At 67.6% G+C, this 17,260-nt stretch carries 13 protein-coding genes; 2 read left to right on the top strand and 11 right to left on the bottom strand.

All coding sequences use genetic code 11. From position 1 onward, the window contains the following. Positions 1-33 precede the first annotated feature (33 nt). The 6 genes from AC5P7U_RS01870 to AC5P7U_RS01895 all read right to left on the bottom strand — a co-directional run bounded on the left by AC5P7U_RS01870 (position 34) and on the right by AC5P7U_RS01895 (position 9,145). Positions 34-573, bottom strand: a complete 540-nt coding sequence (locus AC5P7U_RS01870; protein ID WP_004154368.1) for a GNAT family N-acetyltransferase — start codon at positions 571-573, stop codon at positions 34-36. Next, on the bottom strand, positions 566-3,691 hold the full coding sequence (locus AC5P7U_RS01875) for an efflux RND transporter permease subunit (protein ID WP_004154366.1): 3,126 nt from the start codon (positions 3,689-3,691) through the stop codon (positions 566-568). Before AC5P7U_RS01875 ends, AC5P7U_RS01870 begins: the two co-directional genes overlap by 8 nt. Next, the gene (locus AC5P7U_RS01880) at positions 3,688-4,794 is read right to left on the bottom strand and encodes an efflux RND transporter periplasmic adaptor subunit (RefSeq protein WP_053510722.1); all 1,107 of its coding nucleotides are present in this window, start codon (positions 4,792-4,794) and stop codon (positions 3,688-3,690) included. Before AC5P7U_RS01880 ends, AC5P7U_RS01875 begins: the two co-directional genes overlap by 4 nt. A gap of 215 nt (positions 4,795-5,009) precedes the next feature. Next, positions 5,010-7,073, bottom strand: coding sequence for a TonB-dependent copper receptor (locus tag AC5P7U_RS01885; RefSeq protein ID WP_414555128.1), 2,064 nt, complete (start codon positions 7,071-7,073; stop codon positions 5,010-5,012). Between the two features lie 72 nt (positions 7,074-7,145). Beyond that, positions 7,146-7,577, bottom strand: coding sequence for a DUF2946 domain-containing protein (locus AC5P7U_RS01890; protein WP_197564788.1), 432 nt, complete (start codon positions 7,575-7,577; stop codon positions 7,146-7,148). Positions 7,578-8,161: 584 nt separating this feature from the next. Continuing rightward, positions 8,162-9,145, bottom strand: coding sequence for a LysR family transcriptional regulator (locus AC5P7U_RS01895; protein ID WP_006465618.1), 984 nt, complete (start codon positions 9,143-9,145; stop codon positions 8,162-8,164). Between the two features lie 209 nt (positions 9,146-9,354). Between AC5P7U_RS01895 and cysK the strand changes: the two genes are divergently transcribed. Together cysK and AC5P7U_RS01905 are read left to right on the top strand one after the other, a co-directional pair. Continuing rightward, positions 9,355-10,314 carry a cysteine synthase A gene (gene cysK, locus AC5P7U_RS01900; protein ID WP_006465619.1) on the top strand — a complete coding sequence of 320 codons (960 nt, stop codon included), beginning with the start codon at positions 9,355-9,357 and terminating at the stop codon, positions 10,312-10,314. A gap of 211 nt (positions 10,315-10,525) precedes the next feature. After that, positions 10,526-11,125 (top strand): O-acetyl-ADP-ribose deacetylase, encoded by a 600-nt coding sequence (locus tag AC5P7U_RS01905; protein WP_006465621.1) that lies wholly within the window; start codon positions 10,526-10,528, stop codon positions 11,123-11,125. A gap of 92 nt (positions 11,126-11,217) precedes the next feature. On the opposite strand, the gene AC5P7U_RS01910 is transcribed toward AC5P7U_RS01905, so the two are convergent. The 5 genes from AC5P7U_RS01910 to AC5P7U_RS01930 form a co-directional block, all read right to left on the bottom strand. Then, positions 11,218-12,360, bottom strand: a complete 1,143-nt coding sequence (locus AC5P7U_RS01910; RefSeq protein WP_006465623.1) for a hypothetical protein — start codon at positions 12,358-12,360, stop codon at positions 11,218-11,220. A gap of 128 nt (positions 12,361-12,488) precedes the next feature. Further along, the gene (locus tag AC5P7U_RS01915; protein WP_006465625.1) at positions 12,489-13,493 is read right to left on the bottom strand and encodes a class I fructose-bisphosphate aldolase; all 1,005 of its coding nucleotides are present in this window, start codon (positions 13,491-13,493) and stop codon (positions 12,489-12,491) included. 198 nt (positions 13,494-13,691) lie between these two features. Then, positions 13,692-15,158, bottom strand: coding sequence for a pyruvate kinase (gene pyk / locus AC5P7U_RS01920; RefSeq protein WP_197564736.1), 1,467 nt, complete (start codon positions 15,156-15,158; stop codon positions 13,692-13,694). 174 nt (positions 15,159-15,332) lie between these two features. Next, the gene (locus AC5P7U_RS01925; protein ID WP_414555968.1) at positions 15,333-15,986 is read right to left on the bottom strand and encodes an HAD hydrolase-like protein; all 654 of its coding nucleotides are present in this window, start codon (positions 15,984-15,986) and stop codon (positions 15,333-15,335) included. Beyond that, on the bottom strand, positions 15,983-17,158 hold the full coding sequence (locus AC5P7U_RS01930) for a phosphoglycerate kinase (RefSeq protein ID WP_053450652.1): 1,176 nt from the start codon (positions 17,156-17,158) through the stop codon (positions 15,983-15,985). The genes AC5P7U_RS01925 and AC5P7U_RS01930 overlap by 4 nt, the downstream gene beginning before the upstream one ends. Between the last annotated feature and the right edge of the window lie 102 nt (positions 17,159-17,260).

The following is a 17,260-nucleotide window of genomic DNA, read 5'->3' on the forward strand; positions in this document are numbered from 1 at the left end:
GCCGCTGCGGTAGCGCCAGAAGGAATTCGCCGCTCAGGGCAGCTGCATGCGAACCCGGGCAAAGCGGCGCAGGTCGTGCAGGACGCCACGCTTGTAGACCGCACAGCGCTCCACGCCCTCCTCCTGGAAGCCGTTCTTCTCCAGCACCCGGGCCGAGCCAAGGTTGAAGTCGACCACCGTGGCCTGCAGCCTGAACAGGCGCAGTTCGTCCATCACCCAAGGGGCGAACAGACCGACCACGCGGGTCATCAGGCCCTGCCCCCACAGCGCCCGGCCCAGCCAGTAGCCCAATTCAGCGGTGTGCGCGCGCTCGGCGCTGCCCTGCTGGGCGCCGATGCTGCCGCAGGCATGGCCGTCGATCTCGATGGCCAGGTTGAGCGTTGCGGGCGCCAGTACGCGGCCGGCGAGGAACGCCTCGCCATCCTCGCGGGTGTACGGGAACGGGAAGCGGTCGCGCAGGCCACGCGAGACCTCGGCGTCATTGGCGTGGCGCAGCAACGAGTCCAGGTCGTCGCTGCACCACGGCCTCAGCACGAAGCCGTCGCCGTACAGGCGCTGCGCCAGGTCAGGCATGGCCGCCCACCGACGGCGACGCGGCTTCCTGCTTCTCCAGCTCGCGCTTCACCGCTTCCGGCGAACGCGTATAGGGCGCCAACCGCGCGTAGAACGCCGGCACCACGAACAGCGACAGGAAGGTCGAGAGGGTCACGCCGAAGATGATCACGATGCCGATCGTGCCACGGCTGGCCGAACCCGGGCCACCGGCCACCACCAGCGGGACCGCGCCGACCACGGTGGCGATCGAGGTCATCAGGATCGGGCGCAGGCGCACCATCGCCGATTCGATGATCGCCTCGCGCACGGTTCTTCCGTCGTCACGCAGCTGGTTGGCGAATTCGACGATGAGGATGCCGTTCTTCGCGGCCAGGCCGACCAGCATGACGATGCCGATCTGGCTGAACAGGTTCACCGTACCCCCGCTCACCCACAACCCGACCAGCGCGCCGAGCACGCCCAGCGGCACCGTCAGCATGATCGTCAGCGGGTGGATGAAGCTCTCGAACTGCGCGGCCAGCACCAGATACACCACCAGCAGCGCCATGGCGAAGGTCAGCAGCACCGCGCCACCGGCGCTCTGGTACTCGCGCGACTCGCCCTTCCAGTTCACCTGCGCATACTGCGGCAGTTCCTCGCGGGCCACGTTCTGCGCCCAGGCGATGGCCTCGCCCAGCGGATAGCCCGGCGCCAGGCCGGCGGTGATGGTGATCGAGCGCAGGCGGTTGAAGCGGTTCAGGGTGCCGGCCTCGGCCACTTCACTCAGCGTGACCAGGTTGGACAACGGCACCAGTTCGCCGGAGGTGGCGCGCACGCGGATGGCGGCCAGGTCGGCCGGGCTGGTGCGTCCATCGCGGCCGGCCTGCACCAGCACGTCGTACTCCTCGCCGTTGTCGACGAAAGTGGTGACGCGGCGCGAGCCCATCATGGTTTCCAGCGCCGAACCGATCGCGGTGACCGGCACGCCGAGGTCGGCCGCACGCTGGCGGTCGATGTTCACCCGCATCTGCGGCCGGGTTTCCTTGTAGTCCGAGTCCGGGCCGACCAGGCCGGGATTGTCGGCCATGCGCAGCAGAATGCGATCGCGCCACTGGGCGATTTCGGCGTATTCCGGCCCGCCCAGCACGATCTGGAACGGCTGCCCGCCACTGCGCACCAGGCCCCCGCCCACCTGCGTGCGCACGCGCACGCCGCGGATGGTGTCCAGTTCTTTCTGCAGCTCGTTGGCCACCTCCGGCGTGCCTTCACTGCGCTGCCGCCACGGCTGCAGGAAGATGCTGACCCGGCCGGTGTGCATTTCCTCGCTGGCGCCCCAGCCACCGGGCACGCGCGGGTTGGCGCGCACGATCGGCTTGTCCGCGCCCACGTGCGGGGCCAGCATCGCTTCCACCTGCTGCACCTGCTGCACGGTGTAGTCGTAGCCGGCGCCTTCCGGACCATCGATCATGATCTGGAACGAGCCACGGTCTTCGGCCGGGGCCAGCTCCGAGGGCAGCAGCTTGAGCAGGCCCCAGCTGGCGGCCAGCGCGGCCACCATCACCAGCAGGTAGATCCAGGTGCGGTCGACATGGTGGTCCAGCACGCGGCCATAGGCGCCGGCCAGGCGCTCCAGGTTGCGGTTGACGAAGCCATGCAGGCCGCGCGGCGCCTGCCCGGTGTGCGGCTTGAGCAGCTTGGAGGCCATCATCGGCGTCAGCGTCAGCGCGACGAAGGCGGACAACGCCACCGCCGCCGCCAGCGCCACCGCCAGTTCACGGAACAGGCGCCCGGTGTTGCCTTCCAGGAAGCCCACCGGCAGGAACACCGCCACCAGCACGGCGGTGGTGGCGATCACCGCGAAGGCGACCTGCGCGGTACCGCGCTTGGAGGCGACCAGCGGCGGTTCGCCCAGGTCGATGCGGCGCTGCACGTTCTCCACCACCACGATCGCATCGTCCACCACCAGGCCGATGCACAGCACCAGCGCAAGCAGGGTCAGCAGGTTGATCGAAAAATCGAACGCGTACAGCGCGATGAAGGCGGCCACCAGGCAGACCGGCACCGTCACCGCAGGAATCAGTGCGGCGCGGAAACTGCCGAGGAACAGCCAGATCACCGCCAGCACCAGGATCATCGCCTCGACCAGCGTGGCGTAGACGCGATCCACTGCTGCCTCGATGAAGGTGGTGTTGTCGAAGGCGACGAAGATCTGCGTGCCCTTGGGCAGCGTCAACGCAACCCGCTCGGCTTCCGCGCGCGCCACGCGGGCCACGTCCAGCGAGTTGGCGGTGGAGGTCTTGACGATGCCCAGGCCGATGCCCGGCTCGCCGTTGCTGCGGTAGTAGGCGCGGCGCTCGGCCGAGGCCAGCTCGATCTTCGCCACGTCGCCCATGCGCACCACGTAGCCGTCGCGGCCCTTGCCCAGCGGGATGGTCGCGAAGTCTTCCGGCTTGATGTAGTTGCGCTCCACGCGCAGGGTGAAATCACGGTCGGTCGATTCGATGCGGCCGGCCGGCAGTTCCACGTTCTCGTTGCGCAGCGCGGTTTCCACGTCGCCGGTGGTCAGGCCGCGCGCGGCCAGCTGGTCACGGTCCAGCCAGATGCGCATCGCGTAGCGCTGGCGGCCACCGATGCGGACCTGGGCCACGCCATCGAGGCTGGAGAAGCGATCGACCACGTAGCGGTCGGCGTAGTCACTCAGTTCCAGCGTGTCCATGGTCGAGGAGACCATGTTGAACCAGATGATCGGGTCGGCATCGCTCTCGACCTTGGCGATCTCCGGCGGGCGCGCTTCCTCCGGCATGCGGTCGGCGACGCGGCTGACTGCATCGCGCACGTCGTTGGCCGCCGCTTCGATATCGCGGTTGGAGGTGAATTCGATGCTGACCTGCGAGCGGCCGTTGGTGCTGCGCGCGTTGATCGTATCGATGCCTTCGATGCCGGCCAGCGCATCTTCCAGCACCTGGGTGATGCGGCTTTCGATGACCGCCGCCGAAGCGCCGGTGTAGTCCACCGACACCGACACGATCGGCGGATCGATGGCTGGCAGCTCGCGCAGGGTCAGGCGGGTGAAGGACATCACGCCCAGCACCAGCAGCAACAGGCTCATCACCACGGCAAACACCGGCCGCTGGATGGAGATGTCGGACAGCTTCATCCGCCGTGGCCCTCGGCGGCGACCGGCGCCGGCGCGTCAGCCGGCTTGGCACCACTGGCCGGTGCGGCGTCCTTGGCGGCGACCTTCAGGCCCGGGCGCAGCTTGCCGGTGCCATCCACCACGATGCGCTGACCGGCCTCCAGGCCCTGCTTGATCTCGACCACGCCGGCACGGCGCGCGCCGGTGACCACGTCCACCCGCTCGACGCTGTCGTCGGCCTTGATGCGGTAGACGAAGGTATCGCGGCCGACCTGCACCACGGCGATTTCCGGCACCACCAGCGCTGCGCGCTCGGGGTGGAACAGGCGCACGTCCAGCAGCATGCCCGGGCGCAGTGCGTGGTCGCCGTTGGCGAAATCAGCGCGTACGGTCACCGCGCGGGTGGCCGGGTCGATGCGCGCATCGATGGTGCTGACCACGCCCTCGAAGGTACGGCCCGGCCAGGCCACGCTGGTGGCGCTGACCTTGTCACCCACGCCCAGCGCGGCCAGTTCCACTTCCGGCACCTGGAAATCGATGTGCATGTGTTCGATGTCGTCGAGCGTGGCGATCACCGTGGTCGGCGTCAGCAGCGTGCCCGGGCTGACCTGGCGGATGCCGAGCACCCCGGCGAAAGGCGCGCGCACGCGACGGTCACCGATGTCCGACTGCATCTGCGCCACGCGCGCTTCGGCGGCATCGCGGATCGACTTCTGCGTATCCAGCGTGGCGCTGGACACCAGGCGCTGCGTGGCCAGTTCGCGCTGGCGCTTGTACAGCTGGTCGGCCTCGTGGAAGGTGGCCTGCGCCTGCACCAGCGCCGCTTCCTGGGCCTGCCCACGCAGGGTCACGATCGGCGCACCGGCAGCGATGTGCTGGCCGCTTTCGAAGTGCACCTTCTCGACAATCTCGCTGACCTTGGCGGTGACGCTGATCGACTCGCGTGCCTTGGCCGTGCCCAGTGCCTGCAGGGTGTCGTTCCATTGCGTGGGCCGCACCACCTGCGCGGTCACCGGCACCGCTTCGCCCTGCCGACGCGCGGCGGCCTCCTGCTTGCCTGCGCACCCGGCCAGCACGGCCAGGCTGAGGCCAAGGGCCAGGGTCGAAGCGATACGAGCCAACATGAACGGTCCTGATTGATCCACGGCCGCCGAGTGTAGGCAAGCGCCTGCAAAAGCGGTATGTGCCAAGCGTTTACCGGCGTGGAACCAGGGCCGCGATAGCGCCTTGAACCCGTTCCGTGCAAGGCTGCCGCGGGCAGTGTCGGCATGTGTCGGGGTGTATCCAGCCGCGCCTGCAGCGCCGGGGATTGCCCGGCGCTACCGGTGACACGAAGGGATCAATACCGGTAATTCACCTTCATCCACACGCTGCGGCCCGGTTCGTTGATGCGCACCGGGTCCGCCGGGAAGCCGAAGTCGGCACTGCCGGCCAGGTTCAGGTGCTCGCTGTAGGCCCGGTCGAACAGATTGTCGACGCCCGCGCTGAGCTGCAACTGCGAACTGAAACGGTAGGCGGCATTGAGCGCGAACGTGGCGAAGCCGGCGCTCGGTCCGAGGTCCTGGGCGACGACATTGCCCTGGCCATCTGCGACACGGTGCTGGTGGGTCACCGCGCGCAGCAGCGCACCGGCACTCCAGCGCTGGCCTTCCCACTTCGCACTCAGGCGCGCTTCCAGAGGCGGCATCTGCGGCAGCGGACGTTGCTGGTCGCGGTTCTCGCCCCAGGCGTAGGCCAGCGTGCCCCCCAGTTTCCACTGTTCGGCCACGCTCACTTCCAGCCCCGCCTCGGCGCCGGCAATGCGGGCGTCGACGTTGCTGGCCTGGCTCATGCCCATCATGCCGCTGCCGTGGTAGGTGAACAGGATGTAGTCCTGGATCTGCCCGGCATAGGCAGAGACCCACGCCTGCACGCGCGGCCCCTTGTACTGCAGGCCGACGTCGAGCTGGGTGGTGCGCTCGGGCTGGAGGCCGGCAAACGCGTTCAGCGCGCCAGCCGGGCCATGGTCGGGCGAGAACAGCTCCCAGTAGTCGGGCATGCGCTCACTGCGACCGAGGCCGGCGTACCAGGTCAGGCCATCGGCCAGGTCCTGTTCGTAGCGCAGGAAGCCGCTGCCCAGCCATTCCTTGCGGCGCTGGCCCGCGGTCGGATTGGGCATGTTGCCCATCATCCCGCGGATCGACTGCCGCTGGTCGCGGACGCTGGCGCGATCGATGCGCAGGCCAGTGATCCAGCGCTGGTCGGTGCCGGCGCCGAGGGTCAGCTCGGTAAACGCGCCATAGCGACGGAAGTTGGCATCGGTCTCCCAGGCGGCCTGGCGATAGGTGCCGCGGCCCATGCCCATGCGACCGCGATGGCGGCTGTCTTCGCCATCCACACCGGCCACCAGCTGCACGTCCTGCCAGCGCCATTCGGAACTGAGCCGGCCGCCCTGGGTACGGCGGTCCACGTTGGAGGCCATCGGCATCGGCATCATGCTGTGCGGATTCGGCGTGCGCAGCGTGTAGTTGTCCATCACGTGGTCGGCCTCGTTGTAGTACACGTTGGCCTGCACCGTGTCCCACGCGCCGGGCAGGTTGCGTTTCTCGAAGCGCGCGGCGTAGCTGGTGCGTTCGAAGGCAGCGCCGTCCATGCCACGCCCGGCGTAGCGCGCGATCGCATCGCCGGCACCAGCGGAGATTTCCAGCAGCGTGTCGGCATCCGGCGTCCAGCCGATGGCCACGTCGCCGTTCCACTTGCGCCACTTCGACGGCACCACATCACCGTGGCCATCCTTGTAATCATCGGCTTCGGAACGGTTGCCACTGGCGCGCACGTAACCGGTCGGGTTGCCCAGGGTCAGGTCCAGCACCTGGTCGTTGCGGTTGCGCGAACCGACCAGTGCACTGGCGTCGGCGCGCAGGCCCGGTTCCTCGAAACGCGGCGTATCGCGTTCGAAGCGCACGGTGCCGGCCGAGGCCCCCGCGCCCCAGCGCACGCTCTGCGGCCCCTTGATGATGGTCAGCCGGTCGAAGCTCTCCGGCGCGATGTAGGACAGCGGATTGTCCATGCGTGACGGGCAGGCACCGATCAGGTTGCCGTCGTTGCTGAGAATGTTCAGGCGCGAACCGAACATGCCGCGCAGCACCGGGTCACCGTTGGTGCCACCGTTGCGGATGGCCGAGAAGCCGGGAACGGTCTTGAGGTAATCGGCACCGTCGCTGGCCGGTACCGGCTGCCGCGGCAGGCGCGGATCGGTCACCCAGTGCAGCGGTGAAGACGGTGCGGCGGCGGTCACCACCATCGTGTCGAGGGTGCGCGCCTCGTCGGCGGGCGCAGCGTGGGCCAGTGACGCGGCCACGGCCAGGCCAAGGGCAACCGGCAGGCGCGCACAGGCGCCCGCGGGGCGGGAAGTCATTTTCATCGGAACAGCTCCAGGGTACGCATGCGCGCACGGCGCCCGGTCAGGCGTCGTGCGGCAGATTCGATAGGGACATCAGCGGACGATGGAAGCGCGCGGCGGCCCGCGTGCGGCATGTGCCGGCCAGCGCGCGGCGGGCAACACGCGTTGCGACCACGGGAACACCAGCCGCGGCCGCCACAGCAGCGGCAACAGCAGCACCAGCACCGCCAGCCAGGGCAGCAGGCGCATGGCCAGCACGCAGTATTCGCAGGCCTCGCCATGCATGGCGTGCGGGTCGGCCGGGCGGCTGGGCGTTGCCGGCGCTGCGCTGTGGTGATCGTGCCCGGGCATGGCCATGTCCTGCCTGTCATGGCCCATGGCGGCGTGGTCCATGCCCGCCATTGCCGCGTGATCCATCGGCGGTGCCTGCAGCGCGCGGCTGACCAGTGGCGCAAGCACCATCAGCAGCGTCGCCAGGACGGCGAGCTGGAGCAGGAGGCGCTGCGGGCGGGACAGGCGGGTCACCCCGCTAGTGTAGAGCCGGGTCCAGGGATGCCCGTGCGACGAACCGTCGCAGGAGGGAGGGTTATCGGCAGGGCTGCGCCCTGCACCCGCCGAATCCACATCAACATCAACGTCAAAAGCGGGCAGTCCTTGGGATGGCGGGGTGGGTCCGGTTGCGGGAGACGCCGTAAACCCATCCATGGGGGCTTGGCCGCGGCATCCATGCCGCGGACACTCCCGCAACCGGACCCACCCCGCCTTCGACAGTTTCCCGCGATCTGCAGTAGATCCACGCCATGCGTGGATGAATCTCCATCGGAATCGAATATTTCGAATTGGAATCGAAAAGCATCCACGCATGGCGTGGATCTATCGTGTCGACCAAGGTCGACACCTACCAACAGCCATCGGAATCTGTCAGAGGTGGGGCGGTGTCGGAGTGCGGGGTGTCAGCCGCATGGATGCGGCTGCCAAGCCCCCATGGATGGGTTCACGGCGTCCCCGCACTCCGACACCGCCCCGCCATCCCACGGAATGCAAGCTTTTGACGTTGCCGTTGCCGTTGATTGGGCGGGTGCAGGGCTGCAAGCCCTGCTCGACCAACCTCACACCGTGATGGTCTGGGTCAGTGACTCCCAGGTCGGGGGAACCGGCCACGCCGCCGCCTGGTTGCCATCCAGCACCCGACGCAGGTCGCGCGGATCGATCTGCGGTGCCAATACGTGCACCAGCTCCAGCGCGTAATCGCGCAGCACGCGGTCGCGCGGCAGCACCGCCCACGCGATGCACTCGGTGATCGGTGCCGGGGCCGGCCACGAGCGCAGGTCCTCATCGTTGGAACTGACCGCCATCTCGGCCAGCAGGCCCACGCCCAGCCCGGTACGCACGTAGGTCTTGATCAGATCGGCATCCAGCGCGGTCAGCGCCAGGTCCGGCACCAGGCCGTGGGCAGCGAAGGCTCGCTGCAGCGAGGAATTCGGCCGCGTCGAGGATTCGTAGCTGATCAGTGGTTGCCGGGCCAGCGCCGCCAGGTCCGGCGCGCGGCCGGCGCGGTCCAGCGGGTGGCCCTTGGGCACCACCACCAGGCGCCGCCAGCGGAACAACGGCACGGCGATGCCATCGGTCGGTTCACCACCGGCCGTGCTGATGATGGCGATATCGGCGTCACCCTGGTTCAAGCGGTCCAGCGCGTCGGCTTCACCGGCCTGCTGCAGATGCACGCTGACCTGCGGATACGCCTGCTTGATCGCCGCCACCGCCGGCGGCAGCACGAAGCGCGCCTGGGTGTGGGTGGTGGTCAGGATCAGCTGGCCCTGGCTCTCGCGGCGCTGGTTGGCGGCATAGGTGCGGATGTTGTTGGCCTCGGCCAGCACCGCGCGGGCGCGGGCGATGACCTCGGTCCCGGCCGGGGTAACCGATTCCAGGCTGCGCCCCTTGCGCACGAACAACAGGAAGCCGAGCTCGTCCTCCAGCTGCTTGAGCTGCTTGGACAGGCCCGGCTGGGTGGCGTGCACGCGCGAGGCGGCCAGCGTGATGTTCAGCTCGGCGTCGGCGATGGCAACCAGATAGCGCAGCTGGGTCAGCGTCATGGGAGGCGGGGGCGCAAGGGGGCGGAGGTCCACTCTAGGGTCTATTGCCGTCACCAGCTTATAACCAAAGGTTGTTTAAGAAAGGTATCTGGTCATTTCCGGGCGTCATATGCCGGCGCTACGGTCAGCCGGCAGCCGCTGGCCTGAACAGCCAGCCCTCCCCCTTCGCCCGCCGAAGCCCGGCGCGGCCCCGTTTCCGGAGCGCTTCCATGGCCCTGTACGACTCCATCCTCGATACCGTCGGCAACACCCCCATCGTCAAGCTGCAGCGCCTGGCGCCACCGCAGGTCAGCCTCTACGTCAAGGTCGAGTCGTTCAACCCGGGCGGCTCGGTGAAGGACCGCCTGGCGCTGGCGATCATCCTCGATGCCGAAGCACGTGGCCTGCTCAAGCCGGGCGATACGATCGTCGAAGCGACTTCCGGCAACACCGGCGTGGCGCTGGCAATGGTGGCCGCCGCGCGCGGCTACAAGTTCGTGGCCACCATGGTCGAGACCTTCTCGGTGGAACGCCGCAAGCTGATGCGCGCCTATGGCGCCAAGGTGATCCTGACCCCGGCCGCCGAACGTGGCAGCGGCATGGTGCGCAGGGCACGGGAGCTAGCCGAAGAGCATGGCTGGTTCCTCGCCAGCCAGTTCGCCAATCCGGCCAACCCGGCGTATCACCGCAACACCACCGCCGCCGAGATCCTGCGCGACTTCGCCGGCAAGCGGCTGGACTATTTCGTCAGCGGCTGGGGCACAGGTGGCACGCTCACCGGTGTGGGCGAAGTGCTGAAGGTTGCGCGCCCGCAGACCCGCATCATCGCCACCGAACCGGCCGGCGCGGCATTGCTCAAGGGTGATGACTGGAAGCCGCACAAGATCCAGGGCTGGACGCCGGATTTCGTGCCCGACGTGCTCAACCGCGATGTGGTGGATGAACTGGTGTCGGTCGAAGATGACCGCGCCATCGCCACTGCGCGCCGCCTGGCCGCCGAGGAAGGCATCTTCGTCGGTATCTCCGCCGGCGCCACCGTGGCCAGCGCGCTGGATGTGGCCGCGCGTGCCGAATCGGGCTCGGTGATCCTGGCCATGCTGCCGGACACCGGTGAACGCTACTTCTCCACGCCGCTGTTCGCCGATGTGAACGAAGGGTCTGACGACGACTGGCTGGCCGGGCTGCCGTGACGCATAACGCCGGGCATGGCCCGGCGCTGCCGCCCGTCACAAACCCCACCTGCTTCAGCCTGCATGAAGGCGCCGCCCGCCATCGTGCGTGAAGGCCGTCGGATCGCAGCGCGTGAGACGGTCATGACGCAGTATCGATGCCCTGTCCCCTACCGTGGGAACAGCCGGCGCAGATGCTGCGCGGATCACCTCACAGGCAGGAGACGGACGCATGAAGATCGAAGTTTGGCAGGGCGACATCACGACCCTGGCGGTGGATGCGATCGTCAACGCGGCCAATGAAACATTGCTCGGTGGCGGCGGTGTCGACGGCGCGATCCATCGCGCCGCAGGCCCGGCACTGCTGGCCGAATGCGAACAGTTGCCGGAGCTTCGCCCAGGCGTGCGTTGCCCGACCGGCGAAGTGCGCGCCACCGGCGCCCACGCATTGCCGGCGCGGCATGTGCTGCACACGGTGGGACCGGTCTGGCACGACGGTCAGCGTGACGAACCGGCGCTGCTGGCCAACTGCTACTGGAAGTCGTTGCAGCTTGCGGAATCCCTGGGCGTGCAGTCGATCGCGTTCCCGGCGATCAGCTGCGGCGTGTACGGCTACCCGCTGTACCAGGCCGCGCAGATCGCGGTGACCGAAACGCTGGCGTGGCAGCGCAGCCATGCACAGCCGATGCGCATCGTGCTGGTTGCGTTCAACACCGCCACGGCCAAGGCCTACCAGCAGGCACTGGCAGCGGCCGGGCAGAGCATGGAGAGCGAGTCGCGCAGCCTGCTGCTGCCGCCACTGGGCGATACGGGCTTCGCCGCCGCACACTGAGCCGCACTGTTTCGCGGAAAGTAGAAGGCCGGGCATTGCCCGGCCTTTTACGTTGCATCGTCGATGTCATCCACACAGGGTGTGGATCTGCCTCAGCGGCTCACTGCTTCCACTGCAGCTTCATCGTCGGCGACGGCCGCCGCGTCGGCAGCGGCACGTGCCGCCGAGGCAGCAGCGCCCTCGGCGCTGGCCCCATCCACCTGCACGCGCACTTCCACCAGGCCGGCGCCGTTGTTCAGGCTGGTCACGTCAACGGTGTAGTGGCCGGCCGGCAGCGTTTCCTGCAGGCGCGCGTTGGTGCCATTGCCACCATCGTCGTCGGACAGCTCGACATTGGCGCCAACCACACGCAGCACGGTGTCGACCTGGCTGGAGATCGCATCCAGGCGCACATCGGCCGCACGGTCCAGGGTCAGCAGGAAGCGGCGGCGACCTTCGCTGTCGAGCATGGTGTACACGCTGCCCGAGGTCGGCAGTGGCGTGCCATCGCGCTCGACCAGGTTGCCCGGCAGTTCGATGCGGGTGGCCGACAGGGTAAACATGCCATTGACGTCGTCACCGAGGCCCCGCGCGCTCAGGGTGTACTTGCCCGGCTTCAGCGACAGGCTCAGGCGCGAGTTGGTGCTGTCACCGCCATCGTCGTTCTCGGCATCCACGCCCTGGCCGGACACCTTCAGCACCGGATCAAAGACATCCGACACCAGCCGGATCTCGTACAGGCCTTCCTTCTCCACTTGCAGGGTGTAGTCCTGCGCGTCGCCATCCAGCATGTCGACGATTTCGCCACTACCCACCAGCGGCTTGCCGTCATACGGCTTCAGCTTCTCGGCACGCAGGCGGTACGGACCGAAAGCGGACGGGCCATCAGCATTGACCGCCACCTGGTAGGTGCCGCCACCGTTGGCACGGAATGCCAGCGAGACGTCGCCTTCGCGCTCGTAGACGGTAGTGCTGGTAGATACCAGGCTGCCGTTGTTGAACACGGCGATCGAACCGCTGAGCCTGCCGGTCAGCTTCAGGCCGACCAGATCCTTGTCGTCCAGCTTGATCTGGTAAAGCTGGTGATGGCTGCCGTCGTTGAAGTTGATGCCGCTGCGCGTGGTGATCTCGCCGGACACCGGCTTGTCGAATTCGAGCGACGCGGCCTTGCCCGCATCCATGCCCGCACCGATGCGGTTGCAACCGCCGGCGACCAGAGCCGCGGCAACGGCCAGTGTGAGTGCTGCCAAACGCATGTTGTTTCTCCTTGGCCTTCCATGTAATGCCCACGTACCGGCCGGGTACGCGGGGGCGGAAAAGATACCCGCAAAAGCAAACGCCGGCGTGATGCCGGCGCTGCCTTTTCATCCAGCGATGGAACCGATCAGCCGTTCCACTTGCCCAGCGCGGCCAGGCCATTGTCCTTGGCGCGCTCGTACACGGTCTTCTGGGCAGCGGCGTAGTTGCCCTTCATGTCCTTGGCCCACAGCTTCAGTGCAGCCTGCTGCATGGCGCGGCCGTAGGAGAAGCTCAGCGGCCACGGCAGGTTGCCCAGCTGGTTCATCGCGTTCAGGTGCTCGGTGGACTGCTCGTCGCTCTGGCCACCGGACAGGAACACCACGCCCGGCAGGATCGCCGGCACGGTGCTCTTCAGGCACATCACGGTCGACTCGGCCACTTCCTCGACGTCGGCCTGCTCGTCGCAGCCCTTGCCCGAGATGACCATCGATGCCTTCAGGATGGTGCCTTCCAGCAGCACGTTCTGCTGGTACAGCGCATCGAACAGCGAACGCAGGGTGGCTTCGGTGACTTCGTAGCAGGTCTCGATGTCGTGGTCGCCGTCCATGATCACTTCCGGCTCGACCATCGGCACCAGGCCGCATTCCTGGCACAGGGCGGCATAGCGGGCCAGCGCGTGGGCGTTGGACTCGATGCAGGTGCCCGACGGGATGCTCTCGCCGATGTTGATGACCGCACGCCACTTGGCGAAGCGCGCACCCAGCTTGTAGTACTCCTGCAGGCGCTCGCGCAGGCCGTCCAGGCCTTCGGTCACCAGCTCGCCCGGGCAGCCGGCCAGCGGGTGCGCACCCTTGTCCACCTTGATGCCCGGAATCATGCCGTGGTCGGCCATGTACTTGGCGAACGGCACGCCGTCCTTGGTCGACTGGCGGATGGTTTCGTCGTACAGGATGGCGCCGGAAATGTGCTCGTTGAGCTTCGGCGTGGTCAGCAGCAGTTCGCGGTAGGCGCGACGGTTCTCCTCGGTGTTCTCGATACCGACGCCAGCGAAACGCTTGGCGATGGTAGCGGTGGATTCGTCGATCGCGATGATGCCCTTGCCCGGGGCAACCATGGCCTGGGCGGTTTCAGCCAGCTGTTCGATGCTCATGTACTTCCTGTGGCGGGTGCGGGAAAAACGTAAGTATAGCCCCGCCACTGGTTGCCCCGACGTGCAGGCCATGCTGGAAACGATTCCAATGTCCGCACAGGACAGGCGTTGACCTGCCACGACCGGGCCAGAGCCACGTTGGCGTCCGCCCCCGGGGGCCGGACCCGCGCAGGGTTCCGGCCCGACGCAGTCCGTCTCTTACAGATCACCCAGGCCGCTGGCGCGGCCGTCTTCGCCCACTTCCAGCAGGCGCAGGGTGTTGGTCGCACCCAGGGTTTCCATGTGCTCGCCACTGGTGAACACCACGCGGTCACCGGCCTGCAGCAGTTCCGATTCCACCAGCAGGCGGATGCTGCCACGTGCGGCTTCGCGCGGGGTCAGGCCGCGGCTGTCGAAATTGATCGGATAGACATCGCGCATCAGCGCCATCTGGCGACGGGCACCGTCGTGGCGAGTCACCGCGAACACCGGCGCCTTGGCGCGGAAACGCGACAGGTAGCGTGCGGTACCGCCGGATTCGGTCATCGCCACGATCGCGCGCACGCCCACGTGCTGCGACAGGAACATGGTGGCCATGGCGATGGCCTGGTCGGCACGCTCCAGGTTGCGCGGCGAGGCATTGAAGTCGGTCTCGGTCTGGAACTGGCGCTCGGCGCCCAGGCAGATGCGCGCCATCGCTTCCACGGCCTTGACCGGATAGGCACCGGCGGCGGTTTCGGCCGAGAGCATCACCGCATCGGTACCATCGATGACCGAGTTGGCCACGTCCAGCACTTCGGCGCGGGTCGGGATCGGGCTTTCCACCATCGACTGCAGCATCTGCGTGGCGGTGATCACCACCTTGTTCTGCGACAGCGAGGCCTTGATGATCTTCTTCTGCAGGCCGGGCAGTTCGGCATCGCCGATTTCCACGCCGAGGTCGCCACGGGCGACCATCACCACGTCGCTGGCCTCGACGATTTCTTCCAGGTTCTCGATCGCTTCGGTACGTTCGATCTTCGACACCAGCGCGGCATCGCAGCCGTGCGAGCGGGCGATGTCACGCGCGTCGTTCATGTCCTGCGCGTTGCGGCAGAACGACACGGCGATGAAGTCCACGCCGATCTTGGCAACGATGCCGATCAGTTCCTTGTCACGCTCGGTCAGCGCACCCAGCGACAGGCCGCCGCCCTGCTTGTTCAGGCCCTTGCGGTCGGACAGCACGCCATCGTTGAGCACGGTGTTGATGATGCGCTCGCCCTGCACTTCCACCACCTGCAGCTGCATCAGGCCGTCATCGAGCAGCAGCACGTCACCCGGACCCACGTCCTGCGGCAGGCCCAGGTAGCTGACGCCGACCTGGCTGGCACTGCCGGGGCCGGCGTTCTCGCTGGCGATCAGGTCGAAGCGGTCGCCCGCCTTCAGCTGCACCTTGCCTTCGGCGAAGCGTTCGATACGGATCTTCGGGCCCGGCAGATCGGCCAGGATGCCCACTTCCACGCCGACGCGGGCCGCAGCGGCGCGCACTTCGGCGGCACGCTTGGCCTGGCCAGAGGGATCACCGTGGCTGAAGTTGAGGCGCACCACGTTGACGCCGGCGCGGAACAGATCCTCCAGCACGCCCGGCGGATCAGTGGCCGGGCCGAGGGTGGCAAGGATCTTGGTGCGACGCTGACGCTCGAACATAGTGAAGGGGCCTCTCCCGATAAAGAACGGAAATTAGCACATCCTTCACGCCGCATGTATACGGTTACAGCCTTGTGCCGCCTGACTTCGCGGGTCATGGAACGGACATGGTCCGGACATACGCTGGCGCAGGGCGTTCTGTAGAGCCGAGCCCGTGCCCGGCTCTACAGGGAGCTAGGCCAGCAGGGTTTCCAGCTGTGCCGGCTCATGGGCCAACTGGCCGGCGCCGGCTTCGGTGAGTTCCGCTTCGCCGCCGAAGCCCCACAGTACACCGACACTGCGCAGGCCGTGATGACGCGCGCCCTCGATGTCCATGCGGCGGTCGCCGATCATCCAGCACTGTGCGGGCTGCACCTGCAGCCGGCGCAGCGCCTCGCCGACCAGTTCCGGCTTGTGGCTGCGCGAGCCGTCCAGGGTCGAACCGATGATCTCCTCGAACAGCCCGCCGAACGGCAGGTGGGCAAGGATGCGGCGCGCATGCGGTTCGTTCTTGGCGGTGACCACCGCCAGGCGGTGGCCACGACCATGCAGCGTGCGCAGGGTGTCTTCCACCTGCGGGTACACCGTATGCTCGCGCCAGCCCTCGGCGTCGAAGCGTTCACGGTAGTAGCCCATCGCCTGTTCCACCCGCGCCGGTTCAACGAACAACGGCGCGAAGGTGGTGCGCAGCGACGGACCGATCCAGCCCAGCAGGGTCTCCTGCGGCGGCACCGGGTAGTCCATCTTCTGCAGCGCGTAGGCGATGCAGGTGGTGATGCCCACCTGCGAATCGATCAGCGTGCCGTCCAGGTCGAAGAACAGGACATCCTTGCGCGGGTCGGCACTCATGCGCCGCGCGCGTCGAGTGCGGCAACCGCCGGCAGCGTCTTGCCTTCCAGGAACTCCAGGAACGCACCACCGCCGGTGGAGATGTAGCTGACGTCGCCAGCGATATCGAACTTGTCGACCGCGGCCAGGGTGTCACCACCGCCGGCGATGGAGAACGCCTTCGAGCTGGCGATGGCGCGGGCCAGCGCTTCGGTGCCCTTGCTGAAGGCCTCGAACTCGAATACGCCGACCGGGCCGTTCCAGACCACGGTGCCGGCCTTTTCGATCAGCTGCGCGTACTGCGCCGCGGTCTGCGGGCCGATATCCAGGATCAGATCGTCCTCGGCCACGGCGTCGACCGCCTTCACTTCAGCCACGGCATCGGGCAGGAACTGCTTGGCGGTGACCACGTCGACCGGCAGCGGAATGTCAGCACCACGTGCCTTGGCATCGGCCACGATCTTCTTCGCGGTGTCCAGCAGGTCCGGTTCGTACAGCGACTTGCCGACGTTGTAGCCGGCGGCGGCGATGAAGGTGTTGGCGATGCCACCACCGACGATCAGCTGATCGACCTTGCCGACCAGGTTGGCCAGCAGTTCCAGCTTGGTGCTGACCTTGCTGCCGGCGACGATGGCCAGCAGCGGCTTGGCCGGAGCATCCAGCGCCTTTGCCAGCGCATCCAGTTCGGCCATCAGCAACGGGCCACCGGCGGCGACCGGAGCGAAACGGATCACGCCATGGGTCGAGGCCTGGGCGCGGTGCGCGGTGCCGAACGCATCCATCACGAACACGTCGCACAGCGCGGCGTACTTCTTCGACAGGGCCTCATCATCCTTGCCCTCGCCCACGTTCATGCGGCAGTTTTCCAGCAGCACCAGCTGGCCCGGCTGCACGTCGACACCATCGACCCAGTCGCGCACCAGCGGCACTTCGCGGCCGAGCAGCTCGGACAGGCGTGCGGCGACCGGCGCCAGCGAATCGGCCTCGCTCCACACGCCTTCCTTCGGGCGCCCCAGGTGCGAGGTGACCATCACCGCCGCGCCCTGCTCCAGCGCGCGCTTGAGCGTCGGCAGCGAAGCGGTGATGCGCTGTTCGGAGGTGATGCGGCCATTCTCGATCGGCACGTTCAGATCCTGGCGGATCAGCACGCGCTTGCCGGAGAGGTCGAGGTCGGTCATGCGGACGATGGACATGGGCAACTCTTTGGCTCGGGGACGGGGTGCCGGTGTACGGCAGGCGGCCATTGTATCGGGTGCGGGTGGTGGAAGGGCCTCTGCCTGCGGCAGGCAGAGGCG

Source organism: Stenotrophomonas sp. YJH_SMC_57, assembly GCF_059369755.1.